Here is a 14101-nt window from a genome sequence, read left to right on the forward strand (position 1 = left end):
CCCAATACTGGGTGCATGGCTCCCTCGAACGGCGACTTCGACGCGTTCGCCTCGATGATCGACGAAAGAGTCACGGCACGCAGGGCCGCTCCGGCGCTCGTCGTGAAGATCTATAAGGGCACCCGGGCGGCCGCCCCCGGCGTCGTGGTCAAGGCGCTCGCCCGCCGCCTGCGCACGGCCGACGACCGGCCGCTCGTCCCGTACGCCGAGGTCGACGCGGCCACCGGCCTGGACGGGATCGTCGTCCAGCTGGGGAACACGACGCCACGCGGCTGGGGCACGGTGCGTTTTCCCCGTTATCGGGTGTTGAAGGCGATAAAGGAAGGTGAGCAGGCAACCGGTGCACTAGAGCTGGCTTTTCACGACCTCCACCCAAATCTCGCCTATTTCGTCCGGAGCGCCAACCAAGTAGGCGGATTGTCATTGTTTTTCCAGGTTCTGCTGTTCATCGTGGCGGGCTGGGCTATCCGGGGAGTCTTCCGCTGGTCGTGGCGCCGCCGGACCCGCGGCTGGTTCCCCGGCCACATCGGGCATGACAAGGCCGACTTCTTCCCCGAAGCCGGCCGGCTCATGTGGGGCCCCGACCGGGAGAAGCAGGAGGGTGCCCTGCTCCGGGCGCTCCTGCGCGACCTGGAGGCGGCCTTCACCCCCAGGCTGTCACCGTGGCGGCGGCGTCGCCGCAGCAGGTTCGTGCTCTTCGTCACCGGCGACGCCGCGCTCACCGACCGCGTCGCCGAAGCCGTACGGGACACCCGCGTACGCCGCACGATCGTGATCGCCGCCCCGGCGTCCGACGCCGAGGCCCCGGGCCCGGACCTCAGGTGGACGGCGAGCGCTCTCGACGGCAGGACGGCCCTCGCCACGACGGCCCTTGCCACGACGGCCCTTGCCACGACGGAGGGCGTCATCCAGGGGACCGACGGCCTCGACGCCGCCGCCCTGGCGGGCCGCACCAGGATCCCCGTACGGCTCGGCAGCCCCGCGCTCGCCACGACGGAGGCCGTGGCGCAGGGCCTGGCCGTGGCCGGGCTGGCGGTCGTGCTCGCGATTCCCTGGCTGCCCCCGATCCGGCCGCCGGACACCTCCTGCCTCGCGCGGCCCGCGCCCGGCTCCGCGGGCCCGCCCTCCCCGGTCCCGGACGCCGCCGGGGCGCAGCGCCTCTACGCCGCGGACAAGCAGCGGATCGAGGCCGAGAACGCCAGAGTCGCGGCCAAGGAGAAGCAGGGGTACACCGTCAAGACCGTGGTGTACCTCGGCTCCGGCGTCGTGACCTTCGAGCACCCCGAGTACAACGGCGTGCTCCCCGAACTGCGCGGGATCCGGCTGGCCCAGCAGAAGATGAACGACATGGCCGAGACCACCCCGCACAGCCGGCGCAACTACGACGGCAACGTCTTCGTGCGGGTGAACGTCCAGGAGGCCGGCGCCGGGTACGCGAAGGCGCCCGAGATGGCGCGCAGGATCGCGGCCCAGCCGGACCGCAAGGTGCTCGGCGTCATCGGGCTGGGCGAGAGCAGGAAGGAGACGATCGAGGCCCAGCGGATCCTCGGCGACGGCGGCCTGCCCATGCTGGGCATCGGCGCCACCTCGGAGACCTTCCAGTCGCACCCGCTCTATCACCAGGTCTCCTACGACAACCCGGAGCAGGCCCGGCTCATCGCGGCCTTCGCCAGGAACGCCGGCGTCATCCCCGCCAAGGACGGCACCTGCGCCCCCGCCGCGTCGGCCGTCATCCTCGGCGACCCCGACGACGACTACAGCAAGACCCTCAGCGACGACCTCGCCGCCGAGTTCCGGCCGAGCACCCAGCTGTGGTTCTCGCCGTCGAACAAGAGCCCCCAGCCCGGCGGCAAGACGGTCTACAGCCTGTCGGCGCTGGCCGACGAGACGTGCGCGATCGTCGCCAAGGACCCGCGGCGCACCCTGGTCGTCTGGCCGGGACGGGCCCAGCGGCTGCGCGACTTCCTGCAGACCGTCAAGGGCAAGAACGCCTGCCCGAGCGCGCTCACCGTGCTGGCCGGGGCCGACGTCACCACCACGGTGGCGCGCGCGCAGCAACTGTCCTTCGACGGCGTCACGCTCTACTACTCGGCGCACGCGCTGCCCAGCCGGCCGCCGAACGAGATGGGCAAGGAGTACCTCGACCGCTACTCCGCCGCCTACGGCCACGACGCCTGGTACGACCACTGGCGCGGGCCGCTCGCCTACGACGCCCTCATGACCATGGCCACGGCCGTCAACACCGTCTGCCAGCTCAACAAGGCGGCGGGGTGCGGGCGGGGCTCGGTGCAGGTGCTGTCCTCCTTCGGCGTCGGCGGCGACGCCGGCCTGCGCGGCGCCACGGGGACGATCGTCTACCCGAGCGATCCCCGCAACGCGTCGGGCGCGGTGACCGTCGTGCCGTCCGACAAGAGGTTCCTCATCCTCCGCGACACCTCCCAAGGGCCGGTGGTGGCCATGGAGTGCGGCCGCCGCGACGGCGGCGACGTGAAGACCACCTGGGGCCCGCACGACGAGTTCGCCTGCCCCCGCCGCTGAGCCCGGTCACGCCCGCGCGCGGGGCGTGGCCGGGGCTCACCTGTCGCCGGGCTCCGCGGGGCAGGGGTCGCCGACGCGGACGGGCGGGACCGGGCAGAGCACCTTGCGACGCTGCTCGGTCAGGCCGCCGAGCCAGGACTCGTCGTGGACGTAGCCGTACCTGCTGCCCGCCCATACCGGGCCGTAGCGGTAGATGACCACGCGGCGCTCGCCGGGGTTGGTCCGGGTGGAGCCGCCGTGCATGAGCCCGTCCACGAAGAGCAGCGCGTCGCCCTTGTCCAGGTGGACGGGGATCGCGCCCGGCAGGGTGTCCATGCGGTCCCCCCTGGCGTAGTCGCCGGCCAGCGGGTGCCGGAAGTTCGACTTGTGCGAGCCCGGCACCACCATCGTCGCGCCGTCGCCCGCGCCGATGTCGGTCAGCGCCAGGATGATGTTGACCTGGCCGCACCGGAAGACGCCGTGGTCGTAGCGGTAGCCGCAGCGCAGCGCGGTGCGGTAGCCGCCGGAGTGCACGGGGTGGTGCCCGCCCGACTCGCGGATGGAGGCGATCGTCTCGTCGACGAAGACGCCCGGGATGTAGCTGTCCTCCTCGCCCGCGTAGTGCCTGACCAGGCCGAACCAGCTCGGGTGGTCGACCAGCTCCTCGAACGGCCGGCCCGCCGCCACCGCCTGGTGCAGCTCGAAGCCGGTCTCGGGGGTGTAGTCGCGGCGCTGGGCGCCCCGGTACCACTCGCCCCTGGCCAGGTGGCGGGGGAAGGCGTCGAACTCCTCGTTGAGCCGCCGCAGCAGATCCGCGTCCACGGCGTTCCTGAGGATGAGGTAGCCGTTGAGGTCGAACAGGAAGTCGTCCAGCTCGGACATGGTGGAACCTCCGGGGTGTGGTGAGATGCCGCCACTCTGCCGTGATGGGGTCGTTCTGGTCATCCACCCGGAAGATCGCAGATGTCGCATATCCTCAAGGTGTGCGATCTCTCGCCCAGGTCATCGGCCTGCAGGCGTTCCACGTGACGTCGGGCCCCATGCCCCGCTCCCACCTCCACCCCGAGGTCGAGTTCAACCTCGTCCTGTCGGGCACCGCCAGGTACGCGACCGTCGGCGGCGAGGTGGACCTGCCGCCCGGCCGGCTCGCCGTCTTCTGGGGCGGCTACCCGCACCGGCTGCTCACGGCCGAAGGCGTGGACTTCCTGTGGGCCACCGTCCCGCTGAGCGCCGTCATCGGCCACGACCCGCTGCGCGGCGCGGTCGAGCGGGCGCTGTCGGGAGAGTTCCTGTACGGCACCGCCGCCGAGGGCGAGCACGACCGCTTCCTCATGAGCCGCTGGGACCGGGAGCTGCGCCACGAGCCGGCCCCCGCCGTGGCCGAGGTCTGCCTGCTGGAGATGCACGCCCGGCTGGCCCGCCTGACCGGCGGGCCGCGCGGGACGGCGCCCGCCGAAGCGGCGGCGGCCGGATCGGCCGAGCGGATGCTGGCCGTCGTCGCCCGCCGCTACACCGACCGGCTGACGGTCGAGGAGATCGCCGAAGCCGCCGGGGTGCACCCCACCTACGCGGCCCTGGCCTTCAAACGCGCCCTCGGCATGCCCCTCTGGCAGTACGTCACCCGGCTGCGGGTCGCCCACGCCTGCCGGTTGCTGCTGGTCACCGGCTGGGGCGTGGACAGGGTCGCGCACGCCAGCGGCTTCCGGACGAGGTCGAGCTTCTACCGGGCCTTCGGCGAATCGACCGGCCTGACGCCCACGGAGTTCAGGCGGCGGGCGAGCGCCGACGGGGGGTGCCCTCCGTGACGCCCGCCGGGAGGCGCACGGTGACGCGCAGGCCCCCGGACGGGCGCGGGACGAGGTCGAGCGTCCCGTCGTGCGCCCGGACGATGCTGCCGACGATCGCCAGGCCCAGCCCGACCCCCGCGTGATCGGCGCGGACGCGGTCGGTGCCCCGCCGGAACGGCTCCACCAGCGTGGGGACCACGTCCGGGTGCAGCTCGTCGCCGGTGTTCTCGACGGTGAGGGTCACCGTCCCGGCGTGCACGGCGGTCGTGACCCACACCATGCCCTGCCCGGCGAGGTTGTGCACGATCGCGTTGTGCACGAGGTTCGTCGTCATCTGCAGCAGCAGCGCGGGCGAGCCGGTGGCGGGGGCCAGGTCGCCGGCGGTCTCGACGGCGAGGCCGCGCCGCTCGGCGAGGGGCAGCAGCGTCTCGACGGCCTCCTCGGCGATCAGCGACAGGTCGACGCGCTCGCGCGGGAAGGACCGCTGGTCGGCACGGCTGAGCAGGAGCAACGCCTCGGTGAGGTCGATCGCCCGGGTGTTGACCAGATGGAGGCGGTCGACGAGCTCGGCGGGGTCGCGGGTGGGGTCGGTGCGGGCGACGTCGAGCAGCGTCCGGGCGACGGCGAGCGGGGTGCGCAGCTCGTGGGAGGCGTTGGCGGCGAATCTGCGCTGCTCGGCGACGTGCGCCTCGAGCCGTACGAGCATGGTGTCGAAGGCGTCGGCGAGCTCGCGCAGCTCGTCCGCGCGGCCCGGCAGCCGGATGCGGTGGGAGAGCGAGCCGCCGGTGACTGCGCGGGCGGCGTCGGTGATGCGGGTCAGGGGCGCGAGCATCCGGCCGGCCAGCAGCCACCCGCCCACGAGGCCGAACACCATCAGGAACACCAGCACGAGAGCCGCGACCGGGGCGAACGACCGCAGGATGGCCGAGCGGTTGACCATGAAGTCGCCGGTGGAGTAGATGGCGTCGTCGGGCAGACCGCGCATGTAGTACACCCCGACGGCGCCGAGCGGCACGAGGCCCGCGACCACGAGGAACCCGGCGTAGCTCAGGGTGAGCTTGAGCCGCACGCTCAGCCCGGGGGCCCTACCCACGATCGTCCCCCTCGCTCCCGGCCGCCGGCGCCGTGTCGATGCGGTAGCCGACCCCCGGCACGGTGGCGATCACCCAGGGCTCGCCCAGGCGCTTGCGCAGGGACGAGACCGTGATGCGGACGGCGTTGGTGAAGGGGTCGGCGTTCTCGTCCCACGCCCGCTCCAGGAGCTCTTCGGCGCTGACGACCCCGCCCTCGGCCGCGACGAGGACTTCGAGCACGGCGAACTGCTTGCGGGTGAGCGCGACGTAGCGGCCGTCGCGGAAGACCTCGCGGCGGAACGGGTCCAGGCGCAGGCCCGCGATCTCGCGCACCGGCGGCCTGCTGTGGGCCCGCCTGCGGTCGAGCGCTCTGAGGCGGAGCACGAGTTCGCGCAGCTCGAAGGGCTTGGTGAGGTAGTCGTCGGCGCCGAGTTCGAAGCCGCTGGCCTTGTCGTCGAGCCGGTCGGCGGCGGTGAGCATGAGGATGGGCATGCCGCTCCCGGAGGCGACGATGTGCCCGGCGATCTCGTCGCCCGAAGGGCCCGGGATGTCGCGGTCGAGGACGGCGATGTCGTAGGCGTTGACGCTCAGCAGCTCCAGGGCGGTGTTCCCGTCGCCGGCGATGTCGGCGGCGATCGCCTCCAGGCGCAGGCCGTCGCGGACGGCTTCCGCCAGATAGGGCTCGTCCTCCACGATCAGTACCCGCATGCCCCTGACCGTACGGCCCGGGGCCTATCGCCGGCATATGAAAAATCCCATACGGGCCGGCAACGGCCCGCTGCCTTGACTGGCGGCATGATACCCAGCGGACCAGCACGAACGGCAGCCCGCCTGGCCCGACCGGCCCTGGTGGCCGCGCTCGTCGTCCTCGGTGTGATGCTCGCCGCCGGCGTCGTCGTGCATCAGGCGGCGACGTCCCCGGCCGTCTCGGCGTACGAGGAGGCCGAGGGGGCCGTGCCCGACGGCGCGACGGTCTTCGACGACGGGGTCCCGGCCGTCGCCGGCCTCGACGCCGACCTGCTCCGGGCCCTGCGCCGGGCGGCGGCCGCGGCGGCGGGCGACGGCGTCGAGTTCGTCGTCAACAGCGGCCGGCGTTCCCCGGCCTACCAGGAGCGGCTGCGCCTCGAGGCGGTCGCCCGGTACGGCTCGGCGCGGGAGGCCGCCCGATGGGTCGCCTCCCCGGACAGGTCGTTGCACGTGTCCGGGGACGCGGTCGACCTGGGGGCGGCCGCCGCCGGATGGTTGTCGGCGCACGGCGCCGCGTACGGGCTGTGCCAGATCTACCGCAACGAGCCCTGGCACTACGAACTGCGTCCGAAAGCCGTCGGCCGCGGCTGCCCGCGCATGTACGCCGACCCCACCCGCGACCCGAGGCTGCGGCGCTGACCCGCGTCCCGCTCAGGACAGGGGCACGCCGCGGTAGGCGCGCCAGAGCGCCAGGTCGTAGCCCAGGCCCAGGGCCGCGCCGAGCAGCAGGGGAGCGCCCAGCGCGGCCAGCGTGCCGGTCAGCATGGTGGTGGCGGCGATCGGCGCGACCGAGACGGCGACGCCGCGGGCCAGGCTGGTCATGCCGGCGGCGGCCGTACGCTGCCCCGGCGGGACGACCGCGGCCGTGAACGCCTGCCGCGCCGGTACGTCGATCTTGGACACCGTCTGGCGGAGCAGCAGCAGGACGACGGCGGTGGCCAGGTCCGGGGCGAACGGGATGCAGGCCAGCAGCAGGTTGGCCACGGTGTGCGGGAGGAGCATCGTGGCCAGCAGGCCGCGCCGGGCGGCCAGCACCGGCGCGGTGAGCTGGGCCAGCGCCGGCAGCAGGTTGGCGGCGAAGAACACCAGGCCCAGCTGGGTGGTCGTCGCGCCGAAGCGATGGGCGAACCACCAGGCCAGCACCGCCTGGACGGCCAGCCCGCCGGCCAGGGCGTCCAGGGCGGACAGTCCGGCCAGCAGCCGGACCTGGCCGGGCACCCGCCCGTGACGCCGTTCCGGGCCGGCGGGCGCGGTCCGGGGCGGCTCGGCCTGCGGCGTCAGGTTCCAGAACAGGGTCACGGTCCCGGCCGCCAGGAGCGCGTAGAGGGCGAAGGCGGCGTCGGGGGCCGACGTCCAGGTCTGGAGCCCGAGCGCGGCGGCGGCCAGCGCGCCCAGCGCGCCGGAGGCCAGGGCGGTGACGTTGTAGCAGGTGAAGACGGACGTGTGCCGGGCCTGGGGGCAGGTCTGGGCGAGGATGGCCTGCTCCACGCCGGAGAAGGGCGTGTTGTCGTTGGCGGAGGGCGAGATCGTGCCGATGAAGGCGGCGGCGATCAGGACGGGGTAGGACTCGCTGAGCGCGAACACGGCCCCGGTCACCGCCATCAGGCAGCCGCAGGCGACCAGCGTCCGGCGCCGCCCCCACATGTCGGCGAACAGGCCCAGCGTCAGGGGGCGGGGACGGGGTCGCCGTCCGGCCCGGTGACGGCGGTCACGGCCAGCTCGCCGGCCCGGCGCCGGAGCCGGGCCAGCATGTCCGCCGAGGAGTCGACGCCGTCGACGTCCAGGCCGCGCCGGCGCAGCTCCAGCAGGGGCTCGCCGTCCCCGCAGCCCAGCTCCAGCGCGGGGACGCCGGTACGCCCGACGAAGGCGGCATAGGGCTCCGGGTCCTGGGAGACGGATTTCAGCGGCCCGTAGAGCTCTGCGACCAGGCCGGTGTAGAAGTCAGCTGGATCCACCTTCGCCACGGTACGCACATGATCCAGCTGGTTCACTCCATTATCGAGCCGGGGACGGCCGCCGAGGCGTTCCAGAAGCTTGCGTACCGGCCGCCGCGGCGCAGCAGCTCGTCGTGGGAGCCGGCCTCCACGATCCGGCCGCCGTCGAGGAAGACGACGTGGTCGGCGTGCTGGACGGTCCGCATGCGATGGGCGACCATGACCACGGTACGCCCCGCCAGCAGCCGCTCGACGCCCTCGTGGACGGCCGCCTCGTTCACCGGGTCCAGCGCCGAGGTCACCTCGTCCAGCAGCACGACGGGGGCGTTCTTCAGCAGCGCCCGCGCGATCGAGACGCGCTGGCGCTCGCCGCCGGACAGCAGCGCCCCGCCCTCGCCGACGTTCGCCGCCCAGCCGCCGGGCAGCCGCTCGACCACCTCGTCCAGCCGGGCCGCCGTCGCCGCCGCCCGCACCTCGGCCTCGCCGGCGTCCGGACGGCCGAGCCGCACGTTGTCCTCGATCGTGCCGTCGAACAGGTAGACGTCCTGGAAGACGACGGAGATCCGGCTCATCAGCGCCTCGGTGCTCATGTCGCGCACGTCCACGCCGCCCACGCGGACCGCGCCCGCGTCCACGTCGTGGAAGCGGGCCAGCAGTTGCAGCAGCGTGCTCTTGCCCGCCCCCGACGGCCCGACCACGGCGAGCCGCTGCCCCTCGGCCACGGAGAACGACACGTCGCCGAGCACCGCGCGGTCGCCGTGCCGGAAGGCGACGGACTCGAACGCCAGGTCGTGGCGTACCGGCTCGGCCGGCTCGCGCGGCTCGGGCAGCGGCTCGGTGCGCAGCACCGCGTCCAGCCTAGCCAGCACGGAACGCGCGGCACGCAGCTTGCCCCCGACCTCCGACAGCGACAGCAGCGGGTCCGCGCAGCGGGCGGTCAGCACGAGCACCGCCAGGACCTCCGCCACGCCGAGCTCCCCGCCCAGCGCCAGGTAGGCGCCCAGCGCCAGGATCAGGCTGAACGCGGCCTGTACCACCAGCGCCAGCCCCACCACGCCGGGCAACGTCGAGACCACCGTACGCCGGGAGGCGCGCCGCACCTCGCGCAGCGAGTCGTCGAGCAGCGCGAACCGTTCGCCGGTGCGGCCCGCGGCGCGCAGCACCGGCTGGGTCTGGAGGAACTCGACGACGCGTCCCGCGGCCTCCTTGTCGCGTTCGTGGCGCTCGGCGTCGGCCGCCGCCGTCGAGCGGGCGGTCCAGCGCTGGACCGCCGCCACGACGGGCGCGGCGGCCAGCGCGGCCAGCCCCGTCCGCCAGTCGACGGTGAACATCACCGCCACGATGGTCAACGGCGTGACCAGCGCGGAGACGAACGGCGCCAGCAGGTGGGCGATGATGCTCATCGCCTGCAACAGGCCGCGGCTGGCCATCACGGACACCTCGCCCACCCGGCCGGTGTCGTACCAGCCGAGGGGGAGCCGGGCCAGGTGCTCGCCGAGCCGGTGGTACATGCCGCGCAACATCGAGGTTCCCACTCGCATGCCGGCCAGGTCGCTGGTGTAGCGCAGCACGGCGTACACCGCGACCGCGGCGCCGAACGCGCCCAGCCAGGGCCAGGCGTCCGCGGGCGCGCCGCCGAACAACGCCCGCAGCACGGGCACCAGCAGCGCGCAGGACAGCCCCTCGGCCGCGGCGGTCGTCGTCATCAGGGCCACGGTGCGGCGCGCCGGTCCGGCGTAGCGGTGTCCCAGCACGCGCAGCAACATGCGGATCATCGGGATCGTCCTCCTTGCGGCACGGCGTCGCCGGTCTCGGTCTCGTCGGTGAGCGCCGATCGGTGGGAGCGCCAGAACGCGGCGAACCGCCCGTCCCGCGCCAGCAGGTCGGCTGGTCTGCCGCGCTCGACGATCGTCCCGTTCTCCAGGACGGCGACGGTGTCGGCGTCGATGACGGTCTCCAGGCGGTGGGCGATGACCAGGATCGTCCGATCGCCGTCCAAGGTCGCCAGGGCGCGGCGCACCGCCTGCTCGGTCTGCGGGTCGGCGAAGGCGGTGGCCTCGTCCAGCACCAGCACGGGCGTGGCGGCCAGCAGCGCGCGGGCGATCGAGATGCGCTGCGCCTCGCCGCCGGACAGGCCGGTGTCCTCGCCGATCACCGTGTCGTACCCGCGGGGCAGTTCCAGGACGCGGTCGTGGATGTGCGCGAGCCGGGCGGCCCGCACGATCTCCTCGCGGCCGGCGTCCGGCACGCCCAGCGCGATGTTGTCCGCGACCGACGCGCGCAGCAGCCGGACGTCCTGGAAGACGAAGGAGACCTGCCGGTAGAGCTCCCGGCTGCCGATCTCGCGCAGATCGACCCCGCCCAGGACGACCGAGCCGTGCGTCGGGTCGAAGAACCGCGGCAACAGCCGCACCAGCGTGGACTTGCCGCCGCCCGACGGCCCGACGAGCGCGGTGACCGTGCCCGGCTCCAGCTCCAGGTCGATCCCGCGCAGCACCTCGCGGCCGTCGTCGTAGCCGAACCGCACGTCCCGCAGCTCGATGCGGTGCCCCCGGGGCACGACCGGACGGGCGGGCTCCGGCAGCGGCGGCACCGCGAGCACGTCCTTGATCCGGCCGACCGCGCGCCGGGCGGCCTGCAGATCGTCGAAGCCGTGGCCGAGCGCCGCGACCGGGGCCGTCAGGCCCAGCCCGAGCAGCAGGAAGGGCAGCAGGTCGGCCGGGGCCAGGCCGCCGCCGGTGATCAGGGCCGCACCGCCGGCCAGCACGACCAGCAGCACGAACGGCGGCGACAACGCGACCTGCATCCCCGCCGCGATCAGGGACATGCCGCGCGCCCACCGGCCGAAGACGCCGGCGAAGTCGTCGGCGGCGCGCAGGAAGGCGCGGTGGGCGCGCCCGGAGCCGCCGAACGCCTTGACCACCGCGATGCCCTGCACGAACTCCACGGCGGAACTGGCGATGCGCCCCATGGCGGCGTCGAACTCCTCCTGCTCGCGCAGCCGCGCGGGCCGCATCATCAGCGGCACCAGCGCCAGGGCCAGCGCCACCGGGATCAGCGTGATCAGGGTGAGCCGCCAGTCGACGGTCAGCAGGTAGGCCAGCGACACCGCCGGCACCACGAACGCCGCGGCCAGGTCGCCGGGGGCGTGGGCGATGAACGGATGCACCGCGCTGACGTCCTCGCCCACCACCTTGGCCAGCTCGCCGGTGCGGCGGGTGGACAACCAGCCGAGCGGCACGCGCCCGAGCCGGTCCGCCAGCCGCCGACGTAACGACAGCTGCACCCGGCCGTCGAGCACGTGCCCGAGCCCCGACGACACGCCCGTCAGCAGCAGCCGCACGAACAGCCCGGCCACGCCCGCGAGCACCGCGATCCGAACACGATCGGCGTCCACCGGGCCCGGCGACAGCAGGACGCGGCCCACCTCGACGACCGCCAGCAGCGGCGCCAGGCCCGCGACCGCGCCGATCACCTGCGACACGACGACGGCGACGAACGCCGGCACGTGCGGCCGCAGCAGCCCGCCCGTGCCCGGTTCCGGCGGCGGGACGGCCGCGGGCGGCACGGGGACGGCCGCGCGTGACCCGGGCGGCTCGGGGGTGGGCCGGTGTTCCCGGCTCGGATCGCGGCTGCCGGTCATGGGTCCTCCAATTCCGCTACCTGAAGTATCGATACTTACGGTAGCGCAATAAGTTATCGTTCAGGCATGACCCGAGCGAGCACTTCCGCCAGACCGCCCGGTCGCCCGCGCTCCGGCGTCAACGCCGAGGTGTTCGCCGCCACGTTGCGCACCGTCCACGAGCTCGGCTACGCGCGGGCCACCGTCGAGCGCATCGCCGCCGCGGCCGGCGTGGCCAAGACGACGGTCTACCGGCGCTGGCCGACGAAGGGCGAGCTGATCGTCGACTGCCTGCTCGACGCGTTCGGCCCGGCGCCGCTGGAGGGCGCCGGCCGGGCCGAGATCATGTCCTCGACCATCCGCTGGATCGCGGGGAAGATCAGCGAGCCGGGCACGGGCGACGCGTTCGCGGGCGTGTTCAGCGACGCCGTCAGCGATCCGGCCCTGCGCGAGGTCCTGTCCACCCGGTTCCAGGATCCGTACCGGCTCGCGCTCCAGGAGGCGCTCGGCGAGCCGGAGCAGCGCGTCCTGCTCTACATCGACATCGTCGTCGGCACCTTGCTGCACCGGATGGGCATGACCGGCGAGCCGATGGTCGAGGCCGACGTCGACGCGCTGACCGAGATGGTTCTGCGGCACTTCGCCGGCGAGCCCGGGGAAGCGCCCGGCGCCTGATCCGCGTGCCGCGTCGGCTCCGCGGGTGGTCAGGCGGGGGGTTCCCGGCGGAGTGGACGGGCCGGGCGTCGCCGTAGGCCGACGCCCGGCGCCTGCGCCGGTGCGGGGGTCACGACACCCCGGAGGCGATCTTGTTCAGCAGGCCCTGGCCGCCGCGGGCGGCCTGGTCGTGGACGTGGGCCGGGCCCGCCGGGGCCGGCCAGGCGGGGCCGAAGCCGGGGTAGGGGTGGGGCAGCGGTACGGGAGCGGCCGCGCGGGCCGGCCCGGCCAGCGCGGCGGAGGTCAGCACGCCGGCCACGGCGGCGGCGATCGCGAGGCCGGCTGATCCGCGTCTTCTCTTGAACATCTCGAGGTCCCCTCGACGTGGTCTGGAAGGACCGCCGACAGTAGCAGATTGTTATAGCTCAAGTACAGAGAGTCACATGGTGTGGTGTGAAGCAGTAGCGTGACCGCACGTGAGCGATTACACAGGGTCACCGTCGGTCGAGCTCCGGTCCCCGCGGCGGTGGGTCGTGCTGCTGCTCTGCTGGGCCTCGCTCACCATGACCTCCGTCGACTGTTCCACCTGGGGGCCCGCGTCGCTGCAGGCGGGCGAGGCGCTGGGGGTGTCGCTGGCCGGGCTGGGGGCGTTCGCGACGGCGTACTACGTCGGCTACGTGCTGTCCAACATCGGCGGCGGGCTGCTCGGCGACCGGATCGGCAGCCGGGTCGTGTTGTCGGGGTCGTTGTTCACGGCGGGCGGCTTCATGATCGTGTTCGGGTCCGTGCCGTCCGCCGGGGCGGGGGTCGCGGTGCAGGCGCTGATCGGGCTCTGCGCGGGGGCCGACTTCGCGGCGGGCGTCAAGCTCATCGCGTCCTGGTTCGGCGAGCGGGAGCGCGGGCTGGCGATGGGCGTGTTCACCATGGCGTCCTCGCTCGGCACGGTGATCGCCAACGTGCTCGTGCCCCGGCTGATCCAGTGGTACGACTGGCGGGCCTCGTACCAGCTGTTCGGGATCGTGTCGATGGGGCTCGCGCTGGTGTGCCTGACCCTGCTGCGCGACCGGCGCGAGCCGGCGGCCGCGCCGGCCGCGCGCCCGCCGCTGCGCGGCCTGGCCCGCGACCGGGACCTGCTGCTGATCGGCCTGGCCGGCTTCGGCGGGCTGTGGGGCACGTACGGCTTCGTGACCTGGTCCAACACCCTCATGGTGAAGGGGCACGGGCTCGACCCGGTGGCGGCGGGCACGGTCGTCGTGGTGTTCGCGGCGGCGGGCGCGGTGGGCAAACCGGTCATCGGCCTGGCCACCGACCTGGCCGGACGGGGACGCAAACGCCCGGCGGTCGCCGTGCTGGTCGCCTTCGCCGGCTGCCTGCTGCTGTTCGGCCGCATGGAGACGGAGACGGCGTTCCTGGTGACGGCCGGGTTCGCGGGGCTGGGCGCGTACCTGTACTCGCCGTTGCTGATCGCCATGGTGCCCGGCCTGTCCGGGACGGCGCTGGCCGGCTCGGCGGCGGGCGCGACGAACGCGGTGGCGCAGCTGGGCAGCGTGACCGTGCCGGTCGTCGTGGGGGCGGTCTACCAGGCCAGCGGCTCCTTCTCCGCCGCGTTCGCCACCCTGGCCGCCGGGCCCGTGGCGGGCGCGGTGGCGCTGACCTTCGTCCGCGAGGCGCGCGGCCGGCCGAGCATCGGCCGCGCCCCGCAGGTCGGCTCGCCGGCCTGACGGCGCCGCCGGGACGGGAGCCGGTCGGCGTCCCGGCCTGACGGTG

13 protein-coding genes are annotated in these 14101 nt (G+C 74.0%); 5 read left to right on the plus strand and 8 right to left on the minus strand.

From position 1 onward, the window contains the following. Positions 1–15 precede the first annotated feature (15 nt). Positions 16–2538, plus strand: a complete 2523-nt coding sequence (locus AB0J76_RS13875) for a hypothetical protein (RefSeq protein WP_352326329.1) — start codon at positions 16–18, stop codon at positions 2536–2538. 36 nt (positions 2539–2574) lie between these two features. On the opposite strand, the gene AB0J76_RS13880 is transcribed toward AB0J76_RS13875, so the two are convergent. Next, positions 2575–3399, minus strand: coding sequence for a phytanoyl-CoA dioxygenase family protein (locus tag AB0J76_RS13880; protein ID WP_352326327.1), 825 nt, complete (start codon positions 3397–3399; stop codon positions 2575–2577). A gap of 101 nt (positions 3400–3500) precedes the next feature. Between AB0J76_RS13880 and AB0J76_RS13885 the strand changes: the two genes are divergently transcribed. Then, positions 3501–4322 (plus strand): helix-turn-helix domain-containing protein, encoded by an 822-nt coding sequence (locus AB0J76_RS13885; RefSeq protein WP_352326326.1) that lies wholly within the window; start codon positions 3501–3503, stop codon positions 4320–4322. Here AB0J76_RS13885 and AB0J76_RS13890 read toward each other — a convergent pair. Both AB0J76_RS13890 and AB0J76_RS13895 read right to left on the minus strand, forming a co-directional pair. Beyond that, positions 4282–5397, minus strand: a complete 1116-nt coding sequence (locus tag AB0J76_RS13890) for a HAMP domain-containing sensor histidine kinase (protein ID WP_352326325.1) — start codon at positions 5395–5397, stop codon at positions 4282–4284. The genes AB0J76_RS13885 and AB0J76_RS13890 overlap by 41 nt on opposite strands. Then, the gene (locus AB0J76_RS13895; RefSeq protein ID WP_352326324.1) at positions 5390–6085 is read right to left on the minus strand and encodes a response regulator transcription factor; all 696 of its coding nucleotides are present in this window, start codon (positions 6083–6085) and stop codon (positions 5390–5392) included. Before AB0J76_RS13895 ends, AB0J76_RS13890 begins: the two co-directional genes overlap by 8 nt. An 87-nt stretch (positions 6086–6172) precedes the next feature. Here AB0J76_RS13895 and AB0J76_RS13900 point away from each other — a divergent pair, with 87 nt between their 5' ends. After that, on the plus strand, positions 6173–6763 hold the full coding sequence (locus AB0J76_RS13900) for a D-alanyl-D-alanine carboxypeptidase family protein (protein WP_352326323.1): 591 nt from the start codon (positions 6173–6175) through the stop codon (positions 6761–6763). Positions 6764–6775: 12 nt separating this feature from the next. Here the strand turns inward: AB0J76_RS13900 and AB0J76_RS13905 are convergent, their stop codons facing one another. The 4 genes from AB0J76_RS13905 to AB0J76_RS13920 are packed head-to-tail and all read right to left on the minus strand — an operon-like array spanning position 6776 to position 11701. Further along, positions 6776–7792 carry an MFS transporter gene (locus AB0J76_RS13905; RefSeq protein WP_364389800.1) on the minus strand — a complete coding sequence of 339 codons (1017 nt, stop codon included), beginning with the start codon at positions 7790–7792 and terminating at the stop codon, positions 6776–6778. Further along, positions 7789–8079 carry a class I SAM-dependent methyltransferase gene (locus tag AB0J76_RS13910; protein WP_352326322.1) on the minus strand — a complete coding sequence of 97 codons (291 nt, stop codon included), beginning with the start codon at positions 8077–8079 and terminating at the stop codon, positions 7789–7791. Before AB0J76_RS13910 ends, AB0J76_RS13905 begins: the two co-directional genes overlap by 4 nt. Positions 8080–8111: 32 nt before the next feature. After that, the gene (locus tag AB0J76_RS13915) at positions 8112–9833 is read right to left on the minus strand and encodes an ABC transporter ATP-binding protein (protein WP_364389562.1); all 1722 of its coding nucleotides are present in this window, start codon (positions 9831–9833) and stop codon (positions 8112–8114) included. Continuing rightward, positions 9830–11701 (minus strand): ABC transporter ATP-binding protein, encoded by a 1872-nt coding sequence (locus AB0J76_RS13920; RefSeq protein ID WP_352330181.1) that lies wholly within the window; start codon positions 11699–11701, stop codon positions 9830–9832. The genes AB0J76_RS13915 and AB0J76_RS13920 overlap by 4 nt, the downstream gene beginning before the upstream one ends. A gap of 66 nt (positions 11702–11767) precedes the next feature. Between AB0J76_RS13920 and AB0J76_RS13925 the strand changes: the two genes are divergently transcribed. Then, on the plus strand, positions 11768–12355 hold the full coding sequence (locus tag AB0J76_RS13925) for a TetR/AcrR family transcriptional regulator (protein ID WP_352330182.1): 588 nt from the start codon (positions 11768–11770) through the stop codon (positions 12353–12355). 109 nt (positions 12356–12464) lie between these two features. Here the strand turns inward: AB0J76_RS13925 and AB0J76_RS13930 are convergent, their stop codons facing one another. After that, positions 12465–12701, minus strand: coding sequence for a hypothetical protein (locus AB0J76_RS13930; protein WP_352330184.1), 237 nt, complete (start codon positions 12699–12701; stop codon positions 12465–12467). A 109-nt stretch (positions 12702–12810) separates the two neighbouring features. Here AB0J76_RS13930 and AB0J76_RS13935 point away from each other — a divergent pair, with 109 nt between their 5' ends. Continuing rightward, on the plus strand, positions 12811–14055 hold the full coding sequence (locus tag AB0J76_RS13935) for an MFS transporter (RefSeq protein ID WP_364389565.1): 1245 nt from the start codon (positions 12811–12813) through the stop codon (positions 14053–14055). The last annotated feature ends 46 nt before the right edge of the window (positions 14056–14101 follow it).

The organism is Nonomuraea sp. NPDC049624 (assembly GCF_040675255.1).
In the GTDB taxonomy this organism is placed as follows: Bacteria; Actinomycetota; Actinomycetes; order Streptosporangiales; family Streptosporangiaceae; genus Nonomuraea.

What these genes read in the sequence shown, in the direction of transcription:
- AB0J76_RS13920 (WP_352330181.1), bottom strand. Translation starts at nt 11,701, where the DNA reads ATGACCGGCAGCCGCGATCCGAGCCGGGAACACCGGCCCACCCCCGAG.
- AB0J76_RS13915 (WP_364389562.1), bottom strand. Translation starts at nt 9,833, where the DNA reads ATGATCCGCATGTTGCTGCGCGTGCTGGGACACCGCTACGCCGGACCG.
- AB0J76_RS13900 (WP_352326323.1), top strand. Translation starts at nt 6,173, where the DNA reads ATGATACCCAGCGGACCAGCACGAACGGCAGCCCGCCTGGCCCGACCG.
- AB0J76_RS13930 (WP_352330184.1), bottom strand. Translation starts at nt 12,701, where the DNA reads ATGTTCAAGAGAAGACGCGGATCAGCCGGCCTCGCGATCGCCGCCGCC.
- AB0J76_RS13895 (WP_352326324.1), bottom strand. Translation starts at nt 6,085, where the DNA reads ATGCGGGTACTGATCGTGGAGGACGAGCCCTATCTGGCGGAAGCCGTC.
- AB0J76_RS13925 (WP_352330182.1), top strand. Translation starts at nt 11,768, where the DNA reads ATGACCCGAGCGAGCACTTCCGCCAGACCGCCCGGTCGCCCGCGCTCC.
- AB0J76_RS13880 (WP_352326327.1), bottom strand. Translation starts at nt 3,399, where the DNA reads ATGTCCGAGCTGGACGACTTCCTGTTCGACCTCAACGGCTACCTCATC.
- AB0J76_RS13875 (WP_352326329.1), top strand. Translation starts at nt 16, where the DNA reads ATGGCTCCCTCGAACGGCGACTTCGACGCGTTCGCCTCGATGATCGAC.